Here is a 24,779-nt window from a genome sequence, read left to right as displayed (position 1 = left end):
CAACAATACGAGGACCAACAAATGAAGAAGATCACGACCATCAGTCTTTCCGCACTCGCAGCGGCATCGCTGCTCGCGCTCGCCGCATGCGGCGGCGGTGGCGATGGTGGCAGCACGAACACCGGCTCGACGGGCAACAATCCGAATCCGTCCAACCCCGGCACGCCGTCGACGACGGTCCCGGGCACGGTCGACAGCCCGCAATATGCGGCCGGCAGCGCGCAGCTCGCGGCGCTGAATATGCTGAATCAGTACCGCACGCAATGCGGGTTTCCCGCGCTCAAGCAAAACACCGTGCTTGACCAAGCTGCGCAGGCACATGCCAAGTACATCGGCCTCAACAACGCGGTTACGGATAGTGAGGTGTCGGGCAATGCTGGGTACACTGGCGCAACCTATGCAGATCGGGCAGTCGCCGCAGGATTTCCAGTGGGCGTGATCGGAATCGGGGCGAGCGGAGCGAACGCTGTCTTCACTACCAATTTCAACGCTACTGTTGCCGGTCAGCAGTTTGTCGACTCTCTCTTAGGGGGCGCATATCACGCCGTCGTAGCGACCTTCCCGGTTGATCTCGCGGGCTTTGGCGAATCGGAAACGCAGACCACCTCCGGATCCTACACATTTACTGAGTCGTGGCAATCGGTCAGCATGTATAGCGCCAAAGCGCAAACGCTCCAGGGTGGCCCGAAGACGTTTCCGTGCGATGGCGTAACGGGCGTTCCCTACCGTGGCATCGGCGAAGTCCCTACCCCTCCGAGCGTGTCTTCGTCCGGTTGGGGCACGCCAATCACGGTGATGGGGAACCTCACCGACGTAATCGTTTTGCAATCGGCATCGGTAACCGGATCTTCGGGAGCAGTCGCAATTCAGGTGCTGAATTCCGACTCTGATCCGAATAAACTCGTTGGCAAGTACCAAGCTGTAGCCTATCCGACTTCCCCGTTGCAGCCCAACACCACCTACAACGTGACGCTCAACGGTACAGTGAACGGGACAGCTTTCTCTCGAAGCTTCAGCTTCACGACCGGAGCGTAAGCGTATAACAAGCCTTCGGCTCCAACGAAAAAGCGCCCTCTCGGGCGCTTTCTATTTGTCGAACACTGAGCCTAGTGGTTGCATTGGCCGTTGGGTGCACCGGTCGGATTGATCCAGAAGTTATCGACGCTCCCCGTCGACCGATTCACATAGCAGAACGCTTCCCACGTGTTGCTCTGGTGGCATGCGAGCTGATACAAGTACCACGGGCCGGTCAATCCGCCATAGAAAACCACATACCGATCCGCGCTGAAGCCGCCGCCATATGGGTAGTTAGGGTTCTTGCCGGGTATGCTGGTCCAGTCCCTCCACTGGTTACTGACTCGGAACGGGGCGTTCTGCGTTATTTGCCCGTCTTGGTTATAAAAATTCGTCTTATCTGCATCGCTCATCCTATAGCCATTCGCTACGGCCGTGCAGACCTGATTTGGATCGACAACTACAGGAGGCGGCGGGGTAATTTTGGTGCATCCTGGCTGAGTCCAACTTGAGCCGGTCCAGGACGACGGCACAGAGGTGTCAAAGCCTGCCGGACACTGCGGCTGAGCCGCATAACTGCACTGTGGTTCAGACCATCGGGCCCCCTGCCAAACTGAGGAGACCACGGTCGTCCAGCCCGCGCCTGTTTGACACTGCGGCTGCGGAATCGCCCCGTTACGCAACGGAGCCGCGCACGTGGAATCCTGATAGCCCGGGGTGCAAGGGATCGGCGCGCATGCCTGCCGCATTCCGATATATGCACCGGCCTTGTCGTAGAACGGATACGACCGAAGACCGAACCCCGGCTGGCACGATCCGTCAGCAAATGCGCTGCTCGCAGCGACGGACATCAGCGCTGCCAATGCCCACTTCATCCAGCTTTTCACTTACCTCTCCCTCAATACGAACAATAAGTTTCGACGACGGCTGTACCGCTGATCCCGTTACCGTTGCCGTCGGTAATGAACACGGTCCAGGGTCCGCTGCCCGAAGCGGAAACATTAACGGTCGCCGTCGGATTTACGTAGAAGCTCACCGGACTGAAGACGATTTGCGGCGTCCCACCGGTAGCGCAATTCGGCGCCGGAACGCCCCAACCGTTCTGGACCATGAAGTACCCGTGCCGGAGCGCTGGCCCACCAATCGGTAACCAGGCGTGATCCTGACACGACAGCATCTGCCCACGACCGTCGCTGTTTTGTGCCATCGCGCCATTTGTCGGACACCACGCGCGCGGCGTTGCAACCGCACCCGGTGTGATCGTCTGCGTCACCTGCAGCTGGCCATTCACGGTGCTGTCGCCTGTCGAGATCGGCGCCGGCGCAGACCCATCCGCGTTCTGCACGACCAGCGTCCCCGGGCTTCGCACCGCGTTGCTGACCGCAACGTTCGACGCAGCAAGCGTCGGCGCGGCGATCGTTCCGGTCGCGTCGATGTTGCCGACGTTGTGCAAATCGACACCGTTGACGTCCTGGCTGCCCGTCCATTTCAGCGAACCGTCGCGCCGGATGAAAACGGCATTCCCGTCCGATGACGGGCCGTTCGTTGCCATCACGATGCCGGCCGGCGCGCCGGGAACGGGATTCGTCGCAGTCCAAGAACCATTCAGCCCCTTGATCGTCGCCGGGTTCTGACTCGTCGAGAACCCGAATCCCGTGCCAGCTGCTTGCGCGACTACCCCCGCGCCGGCCACGTCCGGAGTTCCGCGCCTCGTTACGGGCTGCGACGAATAGAAGACGTAGCTGACCTTGCACGACGTCGTGCTGGTGCCGCAGTCGTCCGGACCAACGCTCATCTGGATCATGTAGGAGCCGCCCCAGAACGGCCCGGCCGCGTAGTCCGCCTTCAGGTATTGACCAGCGCGCAGTTCGGCGAACGTCGGCGGTGTGATCGGCGTGGACTTCCCGCCAACCATCTGTGCCACCAACGTGCCGTACTTGTCCGTCACCCAGTTCGACAAAGCAGTGTTGATCGCCGCCTGGTTCTTGCCTTCGACGCTCAGCACGTCATGCCGGCGCGTCTCGACGTCACGCTGGATGGCTTGCAATGTCATGAGCCCTGCAGCGACCAGCACGACCACGACTTCAATAATGCTGAGCATCGGTCTGTCCTTAGTTGCTCTTCGTCGCGTACATCACAATGCTGGCGGTCGCGCCCGCCGATGAGCACGCCGTGTTCGCAGCGGCCGAGCTATAGGCGGTCGTCGGACTCGAGATCGTCGTGTTGTTCACCTTGACCATCGTGTACGCCGCTGAGACCGTATCGGCCGAAAGCGCACAAACTGTCGCCGGCACGGGATACGTTACGGCAACCGCGTCATTCGTTGCCGTCACCGTTGCAGGCGCTGCTGAAACGCTCCCGCCGAAGAGTCCCGTCAAGGCACCTGACGTCTTGTTCAGGCGTCGACCCGCGGTATCGAATGCTCGCCCCTGCGTAAGCGACTGCATCGTGACGGACGAGAAGTCGATCTCGCTCGCGGTCGCGTCCTGAATCCCGCTCCGGAAGTACTGCGCCTCGCTCTTGAACTGCATCGCATGAATACGGTCCATCACGTATCCCCAGCCCATGTAGACGAGAAGCGCGATCAGTGCGCCGCCCGCCATCACGCCCGCGGCCTCGACCAGCGACAGCTCCCCTTTCTGCTTGCGACGGCCCTTCCCGATGTAGGGACGCTTGCGCGGCTGCTGTTTGTTGTGTTCGTTCATGTCGTTGGCTCCTAGAAATTCTGGTTGATAGAGGTCGGCGCGCTATCGAAAGCGACAGCACCCGTTGCGAGATACGATCCCAGGCCGAATACAAGGAACGCCAGCACCGCGCCAGCGAGTAGCACGTAGTGCGTGATCTTTGCGTTTCGTCGGACCGCCTCGACGACACGCTCGAGCGACGTCTGCCCAAGATCCTTCACCGCCTCGACAAACTGGTCCCGGCCGGCCGCGTCGGTCAGAATGTCGATGGTGGTTTCCGAGAAGATCCCGGTATCGAGTGCGAGCATCGGTTGGTCGGGGTTCGCAGTCAGCCGCGCGCTCATCCGGCGCAGATGCCAACGCATCCACGGGTCAGCCGACTTGGTGAGTTTGTCGAGGGCAGCGCGCAGGGTGAGGCCCGAGTCGAACAAGCCCGCCAACGACACGATCAGCAATGCCGCACGCAGATCCCGGCGATTGCGCCACATCAGCGGCATTGCGTCGACGCGGTTCCGAAACTCGCCCGTCCAATGCTTCAGTGTCTGGAAATACCCCACAACCAACCCCACGACGACAGCGGACGTCAGCCACCAGTAGTCGGCGCAAAACGTGTCGAACGCGTAGATGAACTGGCCGAACGCCGACCACTTCTCAAGCGGCTTAACGTCCAGCGTCGCCGGCAGAATGTGCGCGCCGAACAGCACACAAAACGAATAGAGATAGACCAGCAGGAAGGCCGGATACGCCATCTGCAGCGACGTTGTCGCCGACAGCACGCGCTTCGCATGCGCCGCCATCTCGGCCAGCTCCAGCCCTCGGATCGCGGCATCGTCACGGGGCGACTGCCCCGCGAGTTCGAGCAACACGAATTCGTCGTTCGGGATAGACGGCTTGATCGCAGTCGCAAAATCATCACCGGCGCGCATACGCTGGGCGATCTTCTGGAACACCGGCCACGAGAAGCTTTTCCGCGAGCGATGGCGCACCTCGAGCGTCGTCAGCCGTTCGAGCAAGGTCTCGCTGTTGCGCAGCCCCTTCTTGGCGATATCGAGACGAGTCTCCCGGAAGAACATTTCACGCATTGCCCGGAATCGAAGCGTTGCAAGGCGCAGTCGCTCTTTCGCCGGAAGTACCACGAAGACGGAGTAGATGAGCGACTTGATCACGATGGCAACACTCCATCCGCGTCAGGGGTCACGCGATATGCGTCGAAGCTGCACATCGACTCATCGATGAATCGCGGATCGATGAGGCCGCGCGACGCCTTGTACAGCGCGTGCTCGTAGACGGTCTTGCCCGTCATGTCGGCGTCTGCGAAATCGCTCTTCCGGCTGCTGCGCCACACCTGCTCGGCGCCCCGCCAATCACGCACGGAAACACGCTCGAGGAACTCGGGCGAAGGTCGGTACAGTTCCATCGCGAGCGTCTGCCCTTTGATGCCCGCCGCTACTTTTCCAGTACGCGTGAAAAGCCCCGGCCGGCGGCAGTGCTCGCACCCGTCCTCGTCCCGGCATGCCATGCCGGACGTGTCCAGGCCGAACTTACGCTCGAGCGTCGCGATCTGCTGCGGCGACAGCACGTCGCGCGCCGGTCGCTTGCAGTGCGGGCAAAGAACCGGGATCAACTTCTGGTTGCCGACCGCATTCAGGAAACTACCGGACGCCACCTCGTCCATCGGCAGCTTGAGCCGGCCACCGACCAATCGCATCACCGCGCCGAGAATGCTGTTTCCGTGCAGCGTCGTGCGCACCGGGTGGCCGGTCAGCGCGAGCTCGGCGACCAGACCGGCAAGGACAGAGTCGCGAACTTCTCCGATCGTCAGGTCGTCGGGATCCATTCGCATCAGCGTGCGAACGACTTCGACGATCTTTCGGTTGGCGTCCTCTTCCGTTTCGTTCGGCCGGCGCTGGATCGAAATGTCCGACAGCCACGGCGCGGGAACCTCAGACGGCTCGTTGACCGCGAACTGCTTGATGCGGTCACGATTCGGCACGAGATACGACATCGCGCGCAGCAACGTCGTCTTCGCTGACCCGGTTTCGCCGGTCAGGAACGTGGCGCCGCCGGTTACCTTGCCGAGACTCTCAAGGATCTCCAGTTGGGTCGCCTCCAGGCCCATCTCGTGCGGAAGCAGCACTTTCACATGTTTGAAGTTGCCGTCCAGCAAGCGCAGCGCGACATCGAACCCGCCGACAAGCGGCGCACTCTGCCAACGGATATTGACGAGGTTCATATGCGCGACGAGCGGAATCATCGCGGACTGAGGTGCCGACGGCTGGAACGTCTCGCCAGAGTTCGTATTGCGTTGAACGAGGTCCTGATAGGTTGCCGAGAGTGCCCGGCGTACCAGCGCCTTCGGCATCTTCCGGTATGAATACATTTCTCCGTCGACACGCAAACGCAGCTCGACGTCTTCTGCGTATTCCCGGTACTCGTAGTGAACGTCTCCCGCGCCGTACGCCGTCGCCGCCTCGATCACATCCCGGAACGCGCCGATGGCCCGGGACGACTCCGGTACGTTCGACGTCGCCCGCTGCTTTTCCGATTTGTAGAGCGCCGCAATCACTTCCTCGTCAGCGACCATCTCTTCGTGCACGGAAATATCCGCGCGCGCGAGGTCCTTCAGATAGGTCGCGTACAACTGGCTTTCGTGGAAGCGCTGCGTCGACACAACGATCGAGATTCCTGCCTGCAGCTCGACCGCAATGAACTCGCGGCGTGCCGATTCGCTGACGGCCAGCGCAGCGTTTTCATCGCGCTGGCACAACACCCGTTTGAACGTCAGCGCGTCTGCATGCACCAGACGCGGCCGACCCGTCTCGATCGAAACCTCCGGCGCCTCGGTCACGACCGTGCCGATTCGGCGCACCGTCGGCGGGTCGTCGTATCCAGCCGGACGCGACGATGCGGCTTCGCGCCCATTCACTGCGTCGGCGTCCTGCGACTCGGACCGCTCGGGCACACGTGCTGCCTCATGCGCCGCGGCATCCGCCCGCGCAGCCGCCGGGCCCGCCTCGGGTTCCGACGAAACTGCCGTGTCGGCCTTCATCTCGACCGTCGAAGGCGGAATATCGGAACTCGCGGTCGTACGCATGTTGTCGGGCGTGGCACTCCTAGCATCGTGAGCCGGCGGAGCATCGGCGGCGACAGCACGCGGCGACGCAACGTCCTCCTCGAACACCGACACGTCTTCGATTTCATCCTGCGCGCGACGCAGCATCATGCCCATCGTCATCGGTTGACCGTGATTGGCCTGCCGCGGGTTCACCGGTTTGCTCGTCGTCTTGAAACGCGGCTCGCGCGGGCGATCGACTTCAACGGCTGATTCGCCGCCGTCCACCGGCTCTCGACCGACGATCGGCATCGCACTCGACGAGCTATCGGTAAAGCCCGCTTTGAATGCCTTGAGCCGGCCGAACAAACCGCGCTTCTCCGGCTCCTGCGACTCCATCTCCGCAAAGAGGCTCATTGCGTGCCTCCGAGCGGGATACCCGGCAACGGTGCGCCGGCTGGCAACGGCGAACCCAGATCCACGAGCGAACGAACGGCGTTCGTCGCCGGCGACTGGAGCGGCGCGGCGCCGCGAATCGGCTCTTTCCACGTCCGCTTGCCTTCGGCCACCGTGACCGCGTAGCCGTCGACGCTCTTGACGCTCCAGCCGTTGAGCAACGTTGCACCGACCCGCGCCGGGTAGATCGCATCGCGGAACGAGTACAGGACATGGGCTCCGGTTTCGTCGTTGAACGCACCGAGGAACGAAACCGGCTCGGCATGCGCACGCGGCGGGCGGAGCGGTTTCTCTACCGGTTTCGGCTGAGCGTCGCCTGTCACTCCGCTCGCGACGATGCCCGGCTGCGGCTGCGACATGGCACCGGGCGGCAACATACCAACGCCGGGCGCACCCCCACCCAGTTGGCGGGCAAGATTCGCGCGCGCCAGTTGGTCAATGTCGTCGATCGACAGGCTGGCGCCAACGGGTCCGGCATGAGCGGACGCGGCAATCCCAACGCCCGCCGCGATGAGTGCGTGCTTAATCGAAAACATAGTATTTACCCTTCGCGGTGAAGTGAACGCCATACGACGATTCGCCCGTTTCCCTGTTGGGGGTCGCTGTCGCACCTTCATTAAGACGCAGGTCGACCGTCAGCGATTCGATCGTCATGTTCGGCGGCAGCTTGGCGAGCAGCGGTGATTGCCAGCGAAAACCTTCGATCGTCCAGCCGCCCTGTTTGAGCAACGGCCCGATCCGCCCTCCTCCAACGGCACCAGGCGCCGCAATCAGAGACCGCGGTTCATCGAGCGTGACGACGTAGCCATAGGCGCGAAGCTCCAGGGTCTTGGACGACATGCGTTGCGGTGGCGTCTGGAGCATGTCGATGAACGCCTGCAAAGCGGGCCAACTCTTCGACTCACTCTCCTTCAGGGACGCGACCTTCGGAACAGCCGGACCTCGCCACTCGAGCGAAAGGCCGTCACGCGCGAACGTCACCGGACGCATGTCCGCAGTCGCTGCCTGTGCGAACCCAGCGAAGGTCCCCCCATTCCGGCGGAACTTCATCGTGCAGAACCCGGACGACGGACAGGTCGCCTCCTGGAACAGCCACCCCTTGATGACCGATTCCTTACCACCAACAGCCGCGAGCAACGCAGGCGCGAGTTCGGATGCTCGCGGTTGCACGCGCGCGAACGCCTCTTGAACCGCCGTCGCGTACCGTTCGGCGAAAGTTGGAGCACGGGGAGGCGGCGGAGGCGGAGACAGCACATCCATCAGCTTGGGAACGCCGAACAACCCGCCGACCACGATCGCGATGACCGGAACGAGGGTCGGCACGGACATCGGAAGCTTCGTGACGCGACCGACCTTGCCGTTCGCGAGCAGCTCGCTCGCCTGGAACGGCTCATCAACGTCGCCGATCCGATCGCCCGTACCGAGCGTGTCGAGCTTCAGATTGCCTCTCAGGCATTCCTGCTCGATCTCCAAACGCCGCGATTGCGCCGCCTCGGGGGACAGCACTTCGTCGTTTCGCACCGCGCCGCGCACCACGAAGATCAGGTAGATGCGTGCGCCGTCCTGCAGCAGGACCAGCGCCGCGGCGCGGCTCTTGATGCGCTCATGGAGGGCTACGCGCGCCGCACCCGAGTACAGGCGAGAACCTTTCACGTCGGGGGTATCCGGCATCGCAAAGCCGCCGATCAGGTCGGTACCAACTTTGAACTCGACGTAGTGCGTCGCGCCGAAGGCATCCGCATAGCGCCGGCGTTCGGCCTTTCCGCCCTTTACCGGGTAGGCCCGCCAGTCGATGCCGAACACAAGGCGTGCGCGCTTGTCGGTCGGCAGGGGTTCCGTGATGTGCATCATGATCACATCGACGGGACGACCGTCGCCTTCAGCATGATGATCTGGAACGTCTTCGCCTTGTTCCAGCTACCCGTGATGCCTGCGATGCCGGTATTCGTCGTGCTGTCGGCCTGATCCGTGATCGCGCCATACAGGACGATGGTCTGACCGTCCGACAGTGCAATCGTCTGGTCGTCCTTCGTGCCAACCGTATGTGCGAGCTGGATCTGCTGCTGAGTCTGACCAGACCCAGCGCCCGCGCTCGTAAACGGACCGTTGAGTTTCGAGCTGTCCGCCCAGTACGCGAGGACGATCTGGTTGTGATCGTTGACCGCGGGCAGGACGTTCACGAAATCGCCCGTGGTGATGGTGCCCGGCGTCAGACCCGGCACACCGCCGGACGTCGCCGTCAGCGAGCCGGACGACGGCGTGGTCGATCGCAGGTAGTCGTCGCTCTTGAACGACGCAACCGAGACCGGCAGGCCGTTGAGCGTCATCTTGGTCATCGTGTTGTCCTGCACCGTTCGACCGTACTGGTTCAACGCATTCACGACCGCATTGGTTCCAGAGAACGGCGCGTCCGGGCGCAACACGGAGACACCGACCGAGCCGCCACCCGTGGCAAGCGACGTCGGTGAGGAGAAGCTGATCGCGTAGCGCGCGAGGCCGGCATGCATCGCATTGAAGACAACGTCCGCGTTCATGCCCGCCTGGCTGCCTCGGTTCAACGCGATCTGGATCGTGCGGACCGTGATGGCCACCTGACGCGTCGAGATCGCGTTTTCGTGCTTCAGCAGCTTCCCGATGTTGTCGGCCGCTTCCTTGGTGTCGTACACCATCACGAGTCGGCTCTGCGGGTTCACGCTCACCCTGCCCATGGGCGATTTGAGCTTCTCAATTTCGGCCGTGATCGCGGCGATCTGATCGAAGTCGCCTTCGCGCCCCGTCGATGTCTGCGCCGAGAACGAACCCGTGTTGCCGCCGGAGCTACCGCCACCGCCGCTACCCGACTGATTGCCGGTCGACGTGTCCATGCCCTTGCTCATCGTCGATTTGATCGACACCTTGCCGGGGATCGCGGCGATCTGGTACATGCGCGTGACGAACCGACTCACGTTGATCGTGCTGCCATCGAACGACCAGTCGAGACCCAGGTCGGTCGTCATGTTCTTCATGTACGTACCGGACCGGCCCGTGAATGCCTGGCGGTAGACCGGCTCTTCGGTTCTCGCGGTATTGTTCTGCCCCTTCGACTCCGTTTGGCCCGGCACCAGCGAGTCGCGTGGCACGAATACGTCCGGGCTCAGATGCACCGGGTAGCCCGTCGCGGTCGAAATCAACGTCGCGATCTGCTTGATGCCGAGGTTCGCGGGAAGCGTGACCGTCTTGTCGCGGAATACGGCCGGCAGCGTCGCTTCGTACGCGAGCGGCACCAGCCGGTCACCCAGAAACGCGGTCGGCACGTCCTCGACGAGCGCCATCGGCGCGGGCCCCTTCCCAAGCGCGTCCGAGATGGTACGGTGTGCAGCGTCGTAGCTGTCGTTGACGTCCTGCTGCGTCACGGCGCAGCCTGCGGCCATCAGCGCAGCTGCGATCGCGACAGCGGATTTCAAAAGGTGAACACGCATGGTTCTCAGTCCTGGCAGTTGCCCGCGCGTGCGATCACGCGGATGACGTTGTTCGAGTGGCGGCACGCGCGCGTCGGCGTGCGCATGTGATTGGTCGCCTTCATCACCTGCTGCAGGACGGAGGTGAAGTCGCCCGTGAAGGACGCGTTGAACTCGAGCGGCAGGTCGTCGTCAATCTTCCAGGCGAGCTGCCAGCCCTGCTGCTGCAGCCAGCGGTCGAGCGCATCGCGCAGATTCACGTCTGCCGGCGTCACTGAGAACGTCAGCGTGCCGCTCGCGGCCGGCGCACCCGCGCCCGGCAACACGACAGCGGCGACGTCGGTAGACGGGGCCGCTGCCATGCTCGTCGGCGCGGAGATCGGTGCTGGCTGCAGCTGTGACTGCCTCGAATTCTCTACAGCAGCCGGTTGCGTCTTCGGCGCAGAGGCGAGCACCTGCCAGCCGTCCGCATCGATGGACTTCGCGGCGGGATCGGCCGCAGCGTGGGCCGCGATATGCAACACGGCCAGCCCCGCCGCAACAAGCGCGCGCATCCGCGCCAGATTCGAATGTGTCTTCTGCATGGTTACCGGCCCTGTTGCATAAAGCGGCGATAGATCGCGCTGGCGTAGACGAGCTGCTTGGATGGCGTAACCGCGTTGTAGGCACCGACCGCCTTCCAGTTCGGGCCGAAGCGGCGGACGTTCGACGCGAGGATCCACGCGCCGACGTAGGCACTGACGCAGCCGTTGAAGAGATGCTCACGACGGATGCCGTAGCGCGCCAACGTGGGTAGCCAGGACGTGTTGATCTGCATGAGCCCGATGTCCTCGCTGCCGTTCGTGTTCCGATTCACCGCATTGGCCCGCATGCCCGATTCGTGCTGCGCGATCACACGCAGCAGCCGCGGATTGACACGGTGAAATGCGGCCGCGTCATCAAGGCAATCTGCGCGAGCGGGCAGCACGGCGAACGCCATCATCGCGGCAACGATCGATACGATGTGCTTCACGACGTTGGCCCTCCGCTCGCCTGCAGCGTTGCGTCCGGCGTTTCGCGATAGACGACTTCCTTACGGCGCTTGACGTGAATCGTGTTGCCGTCTGCGGTCACGGTGAACAGATCGGAGGTGCCCTCAAACATGAAGTAGCGGCCCTTCTGCTCGCCGATACCCAGGTTTCGCGCATCCGTCACGCCGACCCGCACAACCGATTCTGCGAACTTGAAGTACGTCCGGCCCTCCCGGTCGAACACGGCTTCGAGCTTCGCCGGGTTCGGTTGATCGAAGTCGTAGACCGTCTTCGCGTCCCGCGTCACCTCGACGCGGTTTGTCGCATCGGACACAATGAAACGTTCGGCGCGGTCGATCGTCATCACGCTCTTGGCCTCGTCCCAGCTGGTACGCAACGTCTTCCCGTCCGGTGTCTTGAACGTGACGGCCTTCGCCGGTTTCGCCGTGAAGCGGATCTGCATATGCGTGTCGTCGCCATCCCGGATCGCCTGAGCGCCAAAGCGTTCAGCCAGTTGCGACACCGGCGGCGGTTCTGCCGTGACTCGCGCGACGACGCGATTCAGGCCGGCTTCGTCGGCATCGGGGCCGGCCGACGCATAGTTCAACGCCGCTGACTTCGGCGGGTCGCGATGCAGCCGCACGTGCCGCGCGCCGAAATCGACATCTGCGTACAGCCCGGTTTGCGTCATCAAGCGATCGAGCGCCTGCATCCAGTTCTCGCCGTCGCGCGTCGCGAACAGCTCCGAGGTCGTCAGGTCAACGTCCTTCTGCGCGGAACCCGTCCAGCCCTGCGGGACGAGCGACTTGACCACGTTGCCAATCGGCATCGACGCATGAAGCGCGCGGACCGGAGCGAGCGCCGAGCGCGTGCCGATCAACACCAATCGGTTCGTGAAGCCATCGAATCCGGCTGGTTGATCGTCCTTCATCGCAGCCAGTGCGCCGGTGCCGCCGATGAAGGTGTTCGCCTTCTTCCAGCGGGCTGTGGCCGAATGGGCACCGACCTTGTACGTGATCGACGCCGGCGTGCCTTCCACGACGACGTACGGGCCTTCGGTATGCCCCCCTTCGGCGACGATGACCTGGCCCGCCCGCGGCTGGATATAGGTTTTTGCCCCGTCGTTGAAGATCAGTGCCGGCCGCTCGGAGATGCCGCCGAGGATGTCGTAGTCGAAATCGAACGGGTCCGTGTTCGCCGCCGATGCGGCCACACACACAATCGCCGACGCGACGCACGCGAGAATCTTGGTCGTGTGCTTCACAGGCCTGCCTCGATCAGGGAAAGGTGTCGAACGAACCGGGCAAGGTACGAGCGACCGGGATTGGGATTCGCGCTGTGGTAATAGGCAACCGCCTTCGCCACCGAGTCAGTTCGCGCAAAGTTCTCGGTCAGAATCGCCTCGGCGACCGCGACGTTGGTCGCTGGCGCGAGCGCGTCCCATGCCGAGGCGAAGCGCTTGCCGTGGTAGCACCAGTTCACCTGCATGAGGCCGACGTCGAAGTCGCATCGCTCGCGCGCGAGCAGCGTCTCGATCGCCTTGTAGGCGTCTTCGCGCGACTTGAAGAAGAAGCCCTGCCCTGCAACGTTCAGGGTCCATGGCCAAGCACGGCCGCGGTAGTTCGATTCATTCAGCGCGATGCCCGCGAGGATCTTGGGATCGACGTTGGTGTGCAGCAGCTCGAATGGGACGACCGCACGCGAGCACGCCCATCCACCTCGCCGCTCCGCAAGGGCTGCCTGCGCACCGTCATCCAGCACGGGTGGCTGGAGCCAGCCGCGGTCGATGAAAAGGTCGTCCAGTGCGACATCGCGGCCGTCGATCGAGACCGTGAGGCCCGCTTCGCTCGAGCTGCGCACGGGCTGGCCGATCAACGGCGATGCCCATTCGACGAACGCGTCGAGTCCGCAGTAATAGACCGGCTTGCCCGGCAGCATTGCCACGCGGCGCACCGCGCCATCCTGAATGACGACGCTCACCGGGCTGATCACCTGCGCGATCACCGCCGAATGCGCGGCTGCGCTCGCCAATGCCACTACGGCCGCGAAGGCTATGCGTTTGATCATCGGGGCTCCCGGTACGGCTCGAGCACCATGTCGCGATTGATCTTCATCATGAAGTGCCGTTTGCCGGGCTTCGACGAGATCGTCGGCGGGATGTTCTTGTACCGATCGAGCACCGACTGGGCGGTTTGCGCCGCGATCTGACCGCCCGTGCTGCCCACCGTGGTGACGCCAAGCGGGCCAGTCGTCGTGCTCTGGTCGCTGTTGGAGAATGCTTTAACCAGGATGGCCGTCAGGAACGAGGTCGAGTAAATCTTGATGAAGTGGTTGTTCACGTCACCACTGAAGCCGGCCGTGCCATCGCCGTCTGCACCTTGTGCGCCGTACAGCGGCACGTGCTTGCCGTTCGGCAGCCGCATCTCCGCGCCGGCGACGAGAATCGACTCCTGCCCCGGCTGAATGTCCGAGCTATAGGGCGCAACGATCGTGGTGCCCCACGGGATCACCAGGCAACGCCCGTCGCCATTGTTCGCATACACATCGCTTTCGACGATCAGCGACGCAGTGCCAGGACGATCGGAGTTGAGCGCCTCGTTCGAGAGAACCGGAATCTTCGCTGGCGGTGACAGCGTGCAGCCTCGCGACTGGCCGACAAATCCGGTTTGCGCGAAATCCTTGTCGCCTTCGCTCAGCTGCGCGACGTCGTGCATGAACGCGTTGTCGCGCTGCTGCGTCGTCATCGGTCCCGCAGCTTGCCCGCCGCGCGAAGCCAGAGCAGCCTGCGCCGTCGCTTCCTTCATCGCAGCATCCTGGGCCGCTGCCTGCTGGAGCAGCATCTGTTGCGGCGAAATGATGCCGTTCGGCAGTTGCGGCTGCTGCGGCTGCCCTTCCTTGACCTTGACGCCCGCGCGGAAGATCGGAGAGACGTAGATACTGTCCTGGTCGTTCGCAGCCTTCAGCTCCGCGGTACTCGCGCTCGGCAAAACGGCGTCGGCCGAGAGCGTCGGCTTCTTCGCGTTCGCGGCTGCAGCCGCGCTAGCTGCGGCTGCGGCTTCCGCAGCGCGCCGACGTGCTTCGGCCTGTTGCTGCTCGATGATCTTGTCGACGTCAGCTTTGTCGGCGTTGCTCTTGTCAACCGCTTCGGCCGCTCGTTCGCGCTTCGCTTTCAGTGCTTCTGCCTCTGCCTTATTCGCTTCGACGGTCTGCGTGTAGAAGCCGAGCGAGCCGATGCCGAGGGCCGCAATCGCGCCGATCGCAATCATGACGTTGCGGGGCACCTTGCCCTTGAACAAGGCTTTCTCTTCCGGACTGGTCCGATCGATCTGCTTTGCCATACGCCCTCAGAACCCAAACAGGCCGCGACGGCCGCGCGTGATCGTCACTTCCTCGCCCGGTCGCGTGAGCTTCACTTCGTCAGCCAGTCGCTGAATGACGATGTACGGCCCACGGCGGATGAAGTTCGGGCTAACAATGTCGCCACCGTCGTTGATGGTCGGCACGGCGAACGGGGTACGCGGCGGCATCCGGATCCAGATGAACGTGCCATCGTCGAAGACCGTCTCGGGCTTGAGCGAGCTCGTTCCAGAAACTGTGTATTCGAAGTTCAGCTTGTCCGGCGGCACGCCGATCGGCCCGGAATCCGTTTGACCAGCATGGTCAGCATCACGATCGTCGCCCGCGGCATTCGCGCGCGTGCGCACTTTCGCCATCAGCGAGTTCGGGTAGTTGAAGCGGACGTTCTGATAGAACAGGCCGCCGAGCGGTGACGAGACGAGCGTCAGCTCGTACTCGCGCTTGTTCGTGCTCAGATGCAGGGTGTTGACGAGGCCGGGCTTTGTCGGCTTGACGTACACGTGGTTTGCGCCGTCCGTATCGATGACCCACTGGACCGAGTCGCCCATCGCCGGCTCGCTGATCAGGCTCTCACCGCGCTCCAGCTCGATCGTCGTGAGCTTGAGTGGGGCCGTCATCACGCGGTAGATCTGGTCGCGGCTGTACGGAAAGACAGCCATGCGCGCATCGCCGGGCATGGTGATGGGATCGGCGCCGGAGTTGTATGGATTCACCGGGCTCATCGCGTCGCCGATGATGCTGCCGACATCGAACCCGGGAATCGGCGACACAGGGTTCGCCGCACTCTTTGCAGCGAACGCATTGACCGACGCTGCGATCAACGCGAGCGCGCCCCAGCTGAGAAGGGAACGTGTTCGTTTCATGCGCCGGTTTTCTGGAGGGTGAAGAACGGGTAATAGAGCCCGTACGGATTCGTGCCCAGCACGTCCTCCGCGGTCGGGGGGATGATCTGGTAACGCATCGTCAATGCAAACCGGACGTCGACAGGCTTGTCTGTCGGCGATTGACGCGTCGAGGTCGTGAATTCGACGACGACGGTCGAATCCTCCAGCAGCGAGACGTTGGTGACCTTCGGTTCACGGACCAGCTTCGGATTGGTCGTGATCTGGTCGAACGGTTTGTCGTCGCTGATCCACGACGCGAACTGATTCTTCGCGTTGCCGACCATCTTGGCTTTGACGGCGTTGATGTTCTTGGCGAGGCGCGAGGTTCGAATGTCGTCGGTGAGAACCGGCTCGATCGTGAACCAGTGCTCGACGTCCTGTTTGATTGCCGTGCGCTTCGCCTGATCGTCGGGGTTGTACGCGGCCAGTTGCTTGACCAACGGATTCCCGCCGGCATCCGACGAGACACCATAGGCGCGCACAACCGACGGCGGCGGTTGCCGGGTGTACACCGCGCCACCTGCGATGATCGCGAGGATGAAGCAAAAGGTCTTCCAGTGATTGGCTTCGATGCGCAGACGCGTCCCCTGGTCGAAGATGATCTTTTCGGGATCGTCGTTCGAGTAGTGGCCGGGCGCCGGCGACAGGGCGACCTGCTTCTTGCTACGGGGAAAGAGTCGAGGGAATCGCATCACGGGGTTCCAATTGGTACGGATCAATTGGAACAGCCGAGGCGACAACGGCTCGTGGGAAAAGAGCCGTCATTTCAGCGACCTTTTCGCGACGGCTAGGATTGCCGGCCACGGGCGCCAAGCCGCGCAACCGGTTGCGGGGCATACGGCAAAAAGCCCTATGAAAATCGCGAGCTTTTCGGTCTTGCGTTTACTACTACGTCGATAGAATCAGTGCACTGTCGTTGCACGCGTTGCACACCTCACTATGGGGCCGATGAAACGGCGGTCATTCGCAAATCATTGTTTTCGCACGATTCTTGACCCAGTCCTCGCTCGAGGAATCCCGGGGCCGCCCCTCAACCGGTTGAGAGGCATTTTTCAGAAACAACAACAATTGACGATCAACGATCGTCCGCTCCCATGACCCTTTCCAATTCGTGTAATAGTTCGGCCGCTGACAAAACAGCCATCCTGAGAGGTCGCTCAGCCGCGATCGCGCGACATGACGATCTTCGCGGGGCGAGCTCTCCCCCCGTAGTACTGGGCAATTTCTATCGGGAGCAGTTGGATCAGCAGCTTTGGCCGAGTCAAGCAACGCTCGCTGCGGACTTCAACGTGTCGAAGGCCATGGTCACACGGTCTATCCAAGCCTCCCTACTTCCTCCCGAAGTGATCTCCTCTTTCGGCGGGCCATGCCAAATCTCATACCGGACAGCAGAAATCGCTACGAAATTGATCCGTGAAGTTGGTAAGGATATTGTCACGCGCAGGGCCCTAACCGTGCCCGCCAACTTTGCTCCATCGAAAGTGATATCGATCCTGTCTACGGGCAAAGTTCAAGCCGAAGACGGTGTCGAACTTCGATTGTCGCTAGGTCCGAACGGTAGGCATCTCAGAATCGATGCGCGTCATATCGACCTCGTGGTTCCCCATATTCCTCTACTGCAGGATCTGTTGAACACTCTCCTTCCGTCGGTCCTTCCGCGAAGACGCTGACGACGCTTTGCGGGTGGGTGACAGATTCCGACCTCGAAGCACTTGCCATACGATCGGTGACATTATCCGACCCAGTACTTTCGGCAAACTGCCGGAACGAGAGAAGCCACGAGAGCATATGGTGACGGTTTCCGACCCAACGGCTGTCGAGGGGTGACATTTCCCGACCCGAGGCAACCGTCGTCAAAGGTGACAAATTCCGACCTGCTGACTTACCACGAACAGTGACAAATTCCGACCTTCCGACGCGCGGGTCGCGAAAGTGACGTTTTCCGACCCGGTGGGCTACACCGAAAGGTGACACGATCCGACTTGCGGGCGACGTCAATGGTGACAAATTCCGACCCGTTTTGATGTTTTGAGAAGTGACATATTCCGACCTTAGACCGCCGCTCTGTTCCCCTCTCGGACGCTGGGCTTCGGGCCAAAAGTGACGTTTTCCGACCCAAGATCGCATCCGTTCTATGACTTTTTCCGACCCGCGAGATAGCTTCTCTGACGACGAACCGCCCCACGTTATAGGAGTGACTGTCTTAGCTTGCAGTAAAGGTGACGTTTTCCGACCCGGCACCCAAGCTAAGGGTTTGCACAGGGGCTTGCTCGGTTGAAGGTGAGTGAGTACTTAGTAGCTTTCGGCCATTGAGGTCGGAAAGCGTCACCTTTAGCGCTGGCAAACATGTGCTTGCGACCAATCAAGAGTGGTTCGGGGGCGCGACAGGCGCATTGGGGTCGGAAATTGTCACTTTTCAGATGTCCGGCGAACGCCGGAGGTCGGTGTAGGGGTGGATTTTGTTGTATAGAAGCAACTTTCTAACGGTGCTCTTTGTAAGACAGTTTGTAGAACCGTTTGTAAAACCTTTTGTAAACGCTGTGCCCTGCCTCGCACAGGCTTGTCAGTTAAGGCTTTGCCGGGTGTCACAGTAATGAAACTGTGACGTTTGCCGACCTAGAGGTGACGCAATCCGACCCTAAGTAGACACAATCCGGGCCGGCAGTGACAAATTTCGACCGTTATCCACAACGGTGACTTGCAGCCTGGCCATGTCACCTTATAATTGTGACACTCACCGCTGAAGGTCACCTTTGTGAACAAAAAGGCAAAAAACCAGTCCGAGCCCGCTCAGGTCGAGATCGTTGAGATCGAGCCTCTCAAGATCGAGCCGTTGGACGAACCGCCTCTGGACGGTGACGGCCGAGTGCGGGGCACTGTTGCCATGAGTCGCGCGCTGGTCAATGCGCAGCAAGGGCTGACCCTCAACGAGAAGCGAGTCATGATGGCGGCGCTGCGATGCATAGACAGCAAGAAGTCACCATACTTGCATGGTAAGGGTAACGGCTATGTGAGTGTTCGTGTACGAGCCGACGAGTTCGCCGCCCTTGCAGCACTTGCTCCGCGGTCGGGTGAGAAGCAGGCAACCGCTGCGTATGAGGGACTGAAGGAAGGCTGTGCGAGCCTTCAAAAGCGCCAACTGACGTATATGGATGGCCCGAGGAAGGTAGTACTGAATTGGGTGTGGAAGGCGGTTTACCACGAACGAGAAGGATGGGCAGAGGTTTCCTTCTCTCCGGATTTAACGCCCCATATCTTCATGTTGCAGCGGCGGTTCGTCTCGTATCAACTTGAGTTTGCCCGAGGGCTACAGTCACTTTACTCGTGGCGGCTCCTCGAACTATTGATGCGCGAGCGGGATCGAGGCCGGCTCCTGATAACGTTGGAAGATTTCCGGCATGTGCTTGAAATTCCTGCGACGTACCGCTTTGCCGACATCAAGCGTCGGGTAATTGAAACCGCCGTGAACGAGCTGAACGCAAAGGCAGACCTTGTGATTTCCTGGACACCGGTGAAGCTTGGTCGCGCTGTGAATTCGCTCGATTTCAAGTTTATCCAGAATCCGCAAAGCCGCCTGGCGCTGGACGGTGAGTTGCCCTTTGAAGAATCCAGTGCGGCGGCAACTGCCGGAAGCTGAAGCGCGACCGTCCCGCAGTAGTTCCGTCGCGCTACATTGCTTTGGGGGACGGCACGGAGTGAATGCCAGCTAAGCTGCGGTGCCTAGCCGGCAGACATACCTAGGTATCGCACGTCCCTACTTCAGTTGATGACCGTCTTCGGCAAGGAGCTTTTTGAAGGCGGCAACGTATGCCTCGGCTTTTTCGGCCGAGCCTAGAGCGAGGTCCAGACGGACCTTCCCATCGCCCCACTCCTTGATCGCACCGATCTCGGCCCCGTCAACAGTGGACACCTTGTACTGTCGCGAAAGGGACTTACGTGGGGCTCGGCCATTCTCGAGACTTTCGCGGATAGCCTTCACCTTCTGGAACGGCAATTCCTCGTCACGAATGCGCTCCGCGAATGCCAAGGTGCGCTTCTCGTCCGATGCCTTTAGGAACAGGGTGAGTTCGTAGCTAGTCGATAGGCCAAATTGTTTGGGATGCGAACCGATTACGTCCAGGACGGATTGCGGCAGATCCAGGAGCGCGAGGATTTTGCTGACCTTGGATTTGCCCTCCTCCACCAAGACTGCCAGTTCGTCATTCGATTTTGCATGACCTTGATCGAGAAGCTTCTTGTACCCGAGTGCGACGTCCAAAATGGTTTCCTGCTCGCGCTCGTTGTTTGCGGCTCGCGCAAGGCGGTAGAAATCGATCGGATCCAGGCCTTCGAGAAGCTTCACATCCAGCGTCTCGGAGCGATTCCTGAGCGCGCCAAGCTTTCGGAACTGGCCGTCGATCAAGATTGCGCGATCCGGAAAGTCGGGGTGGCGTCCGGCGAGCACAGGGACGAGTTGGCCATCTCGCGCCATTGAGGCTGCGCGTGCGGCGATGAGCTCTTCTTTGTAGATCGTGCGACTGTTAAGCGGGTTGTCGTCGATATGACTTATTGGCATCGTTATGTACCGCGCCTGCACCTTCCCCGCTTGTTCCAGGCTTGCCAAATACGCTTCTGCAGACGATCTTGTCGGGGCAGCGACGTTCTCCGTGGGCTGATCCAACAGGCTGCTTCGACCGCTCAATGCCTCATCCACTCGGTCGAACCTCGAAGGTGTCGCCGTCTCTCGCATTGTTTTGTCCCGCTTTACGCCGGCATTAATCGCAGCAGAGAAGTCCTTTTTGCTCATGCTTGCACCTCAAGAACTTCGAGAATTTCGTCAACAAGATCATTCAGTTCTTTGTGGGCCGCTTTGGCCGAGCGGAGTTGAAGGACTGTAGCCCCAGATACCTCAGCTTCCTTGTATGCGGTCCGGAAGCCGAGCTTCGTTTTAAGCATGGGAAGCTCATCGTCTCCAGCTGCAGCTTCAAAGATCTGCTTCACGATCGTGACGTTCTGGTTCATGTTCGCGAAAGAACGGAGCTTAAGATCCGGGTTGCGGATCTGGGCCTCCATCCCCAGTTTTTTTGCCTCCTGAACCGCCCAGAGATTGCCGCCCGATGCTGCGATGGGAATCAGTCCCAGATCGGAAATGAGGAGGGCAACCGAAGGCGCTGCCGATTTAATGGCGGGCGGACAGTCTATGACGATAAAATCATAGTCATTCACGTATTTTGCAATCTCCCGATCCGGCCGGGGACTTAGCGCTAGGTTCGAGATAGCCGCCGGGTACGGTCGATCGTCCGGCGCCGCGCCGACTGACAGTGTTGCGGTGCCCTGCTCATCCAAGTCGACGAGCATGGTCCGGTGGCCTCGCAGGCCCAAGGCGCCTGCGATATTGGTCGAGGTCGTCGTTTTTCCCGACCCTCCCTTCTGATTGAAGACGGCAATAATTTTTGCGGCCATGCGTTCTCCTCATGCAACTAGTGCTCGGACAGGACCAGTTTCTACGTAGAAACTGCGCGCCAAACGGCTGCCGGGAATATTAGGACGACATCAGGAAAATATCAAGAAAAACGACGTGATTTCGAGAGGTTCTAGAATCGCAGCAACGACTCAGCTGAAACTATAGTTTGGTGTGCGCCGCCCCGGAGCAGTTTCTACGTAGAAACTTAGGGTGTGGCCAGCGGCGTCTTTGGTGGCCTGACTTTGTGGTGGAGGAATCTGCGAATTGAACGTAAACGGGCAGTCGCTGGCGTCCAATATTTTGAGTCGCGTGCAGTTTCTCACCCATTGTGCTGCCTCCCTTCGGGCAGTTTCTACGTAGAAACTGCGATCGCGTACTGCGGGCGCACGCAACGTTTTGCGGCGGGGAAGCCTATGCGAGGCGCGTCGGAGAGGACTTTTCGGACCGATGGGAGGGATTCAGTTACTAAAAACCGGCTGAGATAAGCGATTACAGACCGCAACCCATCCATCGCTCGCATATTGACCGCGCGGAATGCTCGCGGCCCAAGTTTCTACGTTGAAACTACGGGCAATGCCTTTGGTGCGGTACCAGGGGCAATTGCTATCTGGCGCTGGCCCTTCGAGTTTCTACGTTGAAACTGTCACGAGCTTGCACGACGGAAGCGACAACGAACTGCTTTGCCAGCGGAAGGAATTGTGCGGATTGCAAGTGATACGTCGTCGTTTGGGATCATGTGCAAAGTTTTTGGTTTTCCTTATATACTGATTTTCTGCCGCGCACCCGTAGATGGCCGCGGCGTACTCTCGATCGCAATGTGCGGGATTATCTGGGAGATCGGTGGCCTGTAAGGGCGGAAGTCGGAGATAATCTGGTAGTTCGACAATTCACACGGAGCTAACTCCAACTTAATCTTGGAGAAGTCGACGGTGGGACGTCATCGCTCCCGATGCTGGTGTTTCGTCAATCACCTTCAGAGTGGCAGCCAGATCAGTAATATTGGCGTCGCAGCTTCTTCCAATTCTGGGCGACTCCCCATCAAGCGACTTTGATAACCCGAGCTGCACTAAGCTCCAGCTAGTCTAAGGAAGGTCTCAGCCTCTCGGTATTGGCGTCCAAGCTCCGCAGTCGCATAGATCGATGTGGTGTCGAGCGAATCGTGACCGGCGAAATTCCGCGCACTTTCAAGACTCATGCCATTGGCCAGCGCGTGAGACACGAAAGTGTGTCGCAGCCAGTGCGGGCTGGCTGCGCTGAAAGCCCGCGCGTGCGGTGAGTCTTCGCGGAGCGCGGCAGCTGTCGCCATCGCAAAAAACTGCCTAACCGCCTTATAAAGCTGGATCGGATGGATCGGCCCGGTTTGCCGCGCGCGCGCCGCGAGTTCGGGCGTTGGATCGGTTTTGCTTGCCTTCGCCGCGCGCCGGATCCGGCCGATCTCGGCATTCGACAGCAGCGCCGGGATCAACGGGGTGGCGGCAGGGCAGGCGAGGGGATCGCGCGGCAGCCCGCGCGATTCCAGATGGTCGCCCATCAGATCCAGCACCGCCGGCACCAGCGGCACAAAGCGCTCCTTCGCGCGCTTGCCAACCACGCGCAGCAACCGAATCGTGCCCAGCTCAGGGCCGGCGTAACGCTCCTGCACGTCGTCCGTGAAGGCCCCGCACAACTCGGCACGTCGCAGCCCGGTGCTGTACGCAAAGCTCAGCACGAAGCGCATGCGTGTCGCCGCGGCCGTGTCCGGCATCGCGTCGAGGACGCGCATCGCGAAGCGCCAGGCGTCGGAGGTCAGGCCGCGCTCGATCTGCAGACGCGATTTCGCGGCGACGCGCCGCTCGTTGCCGGCGGCGTCGTGTGTCGACCCAGTGAACACGCGCACCTTCGCGAATGCGTTGTGATCCAGATACTGCGCGTCGACCAGCTCGCCGAAGAATTTCTTCAGCGCGGACAGCGCATCCTGCCGGCTTTTGATCGACAGCGGCCCACGGAACGGCCGCCAGCCCAAATCGCCGCGATGCGCGGTGCCCGTCATGACCCATTGGCTGGCCGGCTGCGGATCGACCAGGAACCCGTTGATGTAGTCGCGCGCATCATCGGTGTCGAGGCTCGACAGCGCCTTGCGCTTCACGAAGATCGCCCACAGCAGCAGCCGCTCGGCTTCGGTGCGGTAGCGCTGGCGCGTATGTGGGTTCTCGTAGTCGGCGAGCCAGAAATCAATCGCCTCGCGGTCGTTGTTGGCGCGACTGTTGTTCCTGACGAGATTGCGGTGCGTGCCATGCGAGCCGTCCAGCTCGGGCGGCAGCAAGAAGCGCTCGAGCGGCACGATCGCAGTGACGGGACCGGCCGCGGCCAGCTGCGGTCCCGCCAGCGTGCGCTCGGACGGGTGGATTTGCACGCCGGCGGCGAGCTGCAGGCCGGAGACGTCCCCGTAGTGTGCGAGCCACGCGGTGATGCGACGCGCGCCGACTTCGCCCAGGCGCGGCACGCGTCGGTACCAGCGGTAGCCGAGCGCGTTGATCGACTCGACCAGCTTGCCGATCGTGGTGAGGCCGACGTCGGCGAGACGCAGCGCGACGGCGGTATCGAACCAGCCGAGCACGTGGTGCTCGGGGCGTGGATCCTCGACCACCAGACGCGCGAGCGCCTCGAGCGCCGCCATTTGTCGCGCGCGCAGGCGGGCGTTGCGCTGCTGCCGACGTAGGGTCGCGCCGGCGTCGGTGTTCGCGACGGCGTGCCGGGCGGCGAACAGATCCAGCAGCTCTTTCTCGGTATAGAAGCCGTCCGGATCGTGCTCGGCGGCGAAGTCGTCCAGCGATGGCGTGGATTGCGCCGGCGCGTCGGCCGCTGGCGTCGCGGCAAGGGCGGCCGGACGAATCGCAAGGAGGCGCGCGGTCGCGAAGTCCTGGCGCTTGCGGGCCGCGGCGACGAAGGCCGTGACCAGCCAGGTGCGGGTGGCGGCCGCCTTGCGCGCGTCGCGACCAAATTCGAGGTACTGGTCGGCCAGCTCGGCGAGATCCAGTCCTTCCAGATAGCCGCGGAAGAAGGCAAGGTGCTGCAGGCCGATTCGGCGCGCGGCGGCCGCTTCGCGGCGTGCGGCGCGCGAGCGAGACTTGCGGCGGGCAGCAGGCGTGGTCGCGCGGCGCGGCGTGGCCGGCAGCTCGCGGAACTCGACATCGAGCACGTCAGGATCGTCGGCGGTCGTCATGGGCGGATTCGAGAGCGGTACGTAAAGCGTGTTGTTTGATACACATCCTGCGGCGTGCGCCGTTTGGTCGGCTTTGGCTTCGTCCGGGGTAGACGCACGACAAACCGTGCCGATGGTCGGCGGCCGCCCGGTGTGCCTTGTCAGGCATGGGTGAGCGCCAGGTTCCCTCAGAAACGGGTCAATTCGTCCAGAAAAGCGAAGGGTAACATAGTAAGGGCTATGTTACCCTTCATTTCGGGA

At 61.6% G+C, this 24,779-nt stretch carries 19 protein-coding genes; 2 read left to right on the top strand and 17 right to left on the bottom strand.

The window, feature by feature from the left end; all coding sequences use genetic code 11:
• Nucleotides 1-21: 21 nt before the first annotated feature.
• Nucleotides 22-1,035 (top strand): CAP domain-containing protein, encoded by a 1,014-nt coding sequence (locus HWX14_RS16495; RefSeq protein WP_151062639.1) that lies wholly within the window; start codon nt 22-24, stop codon nt 1,033-1,035.
• 877 nt (nt 1,036-1,912) lie between these two features.
• Here the strand turns inward: HWX14_RS16495 and HWX14_RS16490 are convergent.
• From HWX14_RS16490 to HWX14_RS16425, 14 genes are read right to left on the bottom strand one after another with little or no spacing between them, the layout of a single operon-like run.
• On the bottom strand, nt 1,913-3,115 hold the full coding sequence (locus HWX14_RS16490; RefSeq protein WP_151062641.1) for a hypothetical protein: 1,203 nt from the start codon (nt 3,113-3,115) through the stop codon (nt 1,913-1,915).
• Nucleotides 3,116-3,125: 10 nt separating this feature from the next.
• Entirely contained in the window at nt 3,126-3,719 is a 594-nt protein-coding gene (locus HWX14_RS16485; protein WP_151062642.1) for a type 4 pilus major pilin, read from the bottom strand.
• Nucleotides 3,720-3,730: 11 nt separating this feature from the next.
• Nucleotides 3,731-4,864, bottom strand: a complete 1,134-nt coding sequence (locus HWX14_RS16480; RefSeq protein WP_151062643.1) for a type II secretion system protein — start codon at nt 4,862-4,864, stop codon at nt 3,731-3,733.
• Nucleotides 4,861-7,167, bottom strand: coding sequence for an ATPase, T2SS/T4P/T4SS family (locus HWX14_RS16475; protein WP_151062644.1), 2,307 nt, complete (start codon nt 7,165-7,167; stop codon nt 4,861-4,863). The genes HWX14_RS16480 and HWX14_RS16475 overlap by 4 nt, the downstream gene beginning before the upstream one ends.
• Nucleotides 7,164-7,742, bottom strand: coding sequence for a hypothetical protein (locus tag HWX14_RS16470; protein ID WP_151062645.1), 579 nt, complete (start codon nt 7,740-7,742; stop codon nt 7,164-7,166). The genes HWX14_RS16475 and HWX14_RS16470 overlap by 4 nt, the downstream gene beginning before the upstream one ends.
• Nucleotides 7,729-9,057, bottom strand: coding sequence for a hypothetical protein (locus HWX14_RS16465; RefSeq protein ID WP_151062646.1), 1,329 nt, complete (start codon nt 9,055-9,057; stop codon nt 7,729-7,731). Before HWX14_RS16465 ends, HWX14_RS16470 begins: the two co-directional genes overlap by 14 nt.
• A 2-nt stretch (nt 9,058-9,059) precedes the next feature.
• Nucleotides 9,060-10,664: a type II secretory pathway protein gene (locus HWX14_RS16460; RefSeq protein ID WP_151062647.1), complete on the bottom strand. Its 1,605-nt coding sequence runs from the start codon at nt 10,662-10,664 to the stop codon at nt 9,060-9,062.
• A gap of 5 nt (nt 10,665-10,669) precedes the next feature.
• Entirely contained in the window at nt 10,670-11,227 is a 558-nt protein-coding gene (locus HWX14_RS16455; protein ID WP_151062648.1) for a toxin co-regulated pilus biosynthesis Q family protein, read from the bottom strand.
• Between the two features lie 2 nt (nt 11,228-11,229).
• A complete protein-coding gene (locus HWX14_RS16450) occupies nt 11,230-11,625 on the bottom strand; it encodes a lytic transglycosylase domain-containing protein (protein ID WP_062911873.1) in 396 nt (131 codons plus the stop codon).
• 26 nt (nt 11,626-11,651) lie between these two features.
• Entirely contained in the window at nt 11,652-12,917 is a 1,266-nt protein-coding gene (locus HWX14_RS16445; RefSeq protein ID WP_151062649.1) for a TrbG/VirB9 family P-type conjugative transfer protein, read from the bottom strand.
• Nucleotides 12,914-13,720: a transglycosylase SLT domain-containing protein gene (locus HWX14_RS16440; RefSeq protein WP_151062650.1), complete on the bottom strand. Its 807-nt coding sequence runs from the start codon at nt 13,718-13,720 to the stop codon at nt 12,914-12,916. The genes HWX14_RS16445 and HWX14_RS16440 overlap by 4 nt, the downstream gene beginning before the upstream one ends.
• Nucleotides 13,717-14,991, bottom strand: coding sequence for a TrbI/VirB10 family protein (locus HWX14_RS16435; RefSeq protein ID WP_151062651.1), 1,275 nt, complete (start codon nt 14,989-14,991; stop codon nt 13,717-13,719). Before HWX14_RS16435 ends, HWX14_RS16440 begins: the two co-directional genes overlap by 4 nt.
• A 6-nt stretch (nt 14,992-14,997) precedes the next feature.
• A complete protein-coding gene (locus HWX14_RS16430; RefSeq protein ID WP_151062652.1) occupies nt 14,998-15,873 on the bottom strand; it encodes a TrbG/VirB9 family P-type conjugative transfer protein in 876 nt (291 codons plus the stop codon).
• Nucleotides 15,870-16,586, bottom strand: coding sequence for a type IV secretion system protein (locus HWX14_RS16425; protein ID WP_062911797.1), 717 nt, complete (start codon nt 16,584-16,586; stop codon nt 15,870-15,872). The genes HWX14_RS16430 and HWX14_RS16425 overlap by 4 nt, the downstream gene beginning before the upstream one ends.
• A 2,063-nt stretch (nt 16,587-18,649) precedes the next feature.
• On the opposite strand from HWX14_RS16425, the gene HWX14_RS16420 reads away from it, so the two are divergent.
• Nucleotides 18,650-19,531, top strand: coding sequence for a replication initiation protein (locus tag HWX14_RS16420; protein WP_151062654.1), 882 nt, complete (start codon nt 18,650-18,652; stop codon nt 19,529-19,531).
• A 117-nt stretch (nt 19,532-19,648) separates the two neighbouring features.
• Here the strand turns inward: HWX14_RS16420 and HWX14_RS16415 are convergent, their stop codons facing one another.
• The 3 genes from HWX14_RS16415 to HWX14_RS16405 all read right to left on the bottom strand — a co-directional run bounded on the left by HWX14_RS16415 (nt 19,649) and on the right by HWX14_RS16405 (nt 24,539).
• Nucleotides 19,649-20,680, bottom strand: coding sequence for a ParB/RepB/Spo0J family partition protein (locus HWX14_RS16415; RefSeq protein WP_151062655.1), 1,032 nt, complete (start codon nt 20,678-20,680; stop codon nt 19,649-19,651).
• The gene (locus HWX14_RS16410) at nt 20,677-21,336 is read right to left on the bottom strand and encodes an AAA family ATPase (RefSeq protein WP_151062656.1); all 660 of its coding nucleotides are present in this window, start codon (nt 21,334-21,336) and stop codon (nt 20,677-20,679) included. Before HWX14_RS16410 ends, HWX14_RS16415 begins: the two co-directional genes overlap by 4 nt.
• A gap of 1,067 nt (nt 21,337-22,403) precedes the next feature.
• Nucleotides 22,404-24,539 (bottom strand): phage integrase family protein, encoded by a 2,136-nt coding sequence (locus tag HWX14_RS16405; protein WP_151062657.1) that lies wholly within the window; start codon nt 24,537-24,539, stop codon nt 22,404-22,406.
• Between the last annotated feature and the right edge of the window lie 240 nt (nt 24,540-24,779).

The organism is Burkholderia sp. BCC0044, from assembly GCF_902832955.1.
Lineage (GTDB): Bacteria > Pseudomonadota > Gammaproteobacteria > Burkholderiales > Burkholderiaceae > Burkholderia.
This window is presented reverse-complemented; position numbering and strand designations above follow the sequence as displayed.

What these genes read in the sequence shown, in the direction of transcription:
- HWX14_RS16450 (WP_062911873.1), bottom strand. Translation starts at nt 11,625, where the DNA reads ATGATGGCGTTCGCCGTGCTGCCCGCTCGCGCAGATTGCCTTGATGAC.
- HWX14_RS16440 (WP_151062650.1), bottom strand. Translation starts at nt 13,720, where the DNA reads ATGATCAAACGCATAGCCTTCGCGGCCGTAGTGGCATTGGCGAGCGCA.
- HWX14_RS16455 (WP_151062648.1), bottom strand. Translation starts at nt 11,227, where the DNA reads ATGCAGAAGACACATTCGAATCTGGCGCGGATGCGCGCGCTTGTTGCG.
- HWX14_RS16470 (WP_151062645.1), bottom strand. Translation starts at nt 7,742, where the DNA reads ATGTTTTCGATTAAGCACGCACTCATCGCGGCGGGCGTTGGGATTGCC.
- HWX14_RS16485 (WP_151062642.1), bottom strand. Translation starts at nt 3,719, where the DNA reads ATGAACGAACACAACAAACAGCAGCCGCGCAAGCGTCCCTACATCGGG.
- HWX14_RS16475 (WP_151062644.1), bottom strand. Translation starts at nt 7,167, where the DNA reads ATGAGCCTCTTTGCGGAGATGGAGTCGCAGGAGCCGGAGAAGCGCGGT.
- HWX14_RS16495 (WP_151062639.1), top strand. Translation starts at nt 22, where the DNA reads ATGAAGAAGATCACGACCATCAGTCTTTCCGCACTCGCAGCGGCATCG.
- HWX14_RS16460 (WP_151062647.1), bottom strand. Translation starts at nt 10,664, where the DNA reads ATGCGTGTTCACCTTTTGAAATCCGCTGTCGCGATCGCAGCTGCGCTG.
- HWX14_RS16410 (WP_151062656.1), bottom strand. Translation starts at nt 21,336, where the DNA reads ATGGCCGCAAAAATTATTGCCGTCTTCAATCAGAAGGGAGGGTCGGGA.
- HWX14_RS16435 (WP_151062651.1), bottom strand. Translation starts at nt 14,991, where the DNA reads ATGGCAAAGCAGATCGATCGGACCAGTCCGGAAGAGAAAGCCTTGTTC.
- HWX14_RS16430 (WP_151062652.1), bottom strand. Translation starts at nt 15,873, where the DNA reads ATGAAACGAACACGTTCCCTTCTCAGCTGGGGCGCGCTCGCGTTGATC.
- HWX14_RS16405 (WP_151062657.1), bottom strand. Translation starts at nt 24,539, where the DNA reads ATGACGACCGCCGACGATCCTGACGTGCTCGATGTCGAGTTCCGCGAG.
- HWX14_RS16425 (WP_062911797.1), bottom strand. Translation starts at nt 16,586, where the DNA reads ATGCGATTCCCTCGACTCTTTCCCCGTAGCAAGAAGCAGGTCGCCCTG.
- HWX14_RS16490 (WP_151062641.1), bottom strand. Translation starts at nt 3,115, where the DNA reads ATGCTCAGCATTATTGAAGTCGTGGTCGTGCTGGTCGCTGCAGGGCTC.
- HWX14_RS16415 (WP_151062655.1), bottom strand. Translation starts at nt 20,680, where the DNA reads ATGAGCAAAAAGGACTTCTCTGCTGCGATTAATGCCGGCGTAAAGCGG.
- HWX14_RS16465 (WP_151062646.1), bottom strand. Translation starts at nt 9,057, where the DNA reads ATGATGCACATCACGGAACCCCTGCCGACCGACAAGCGCGCACGCCTT.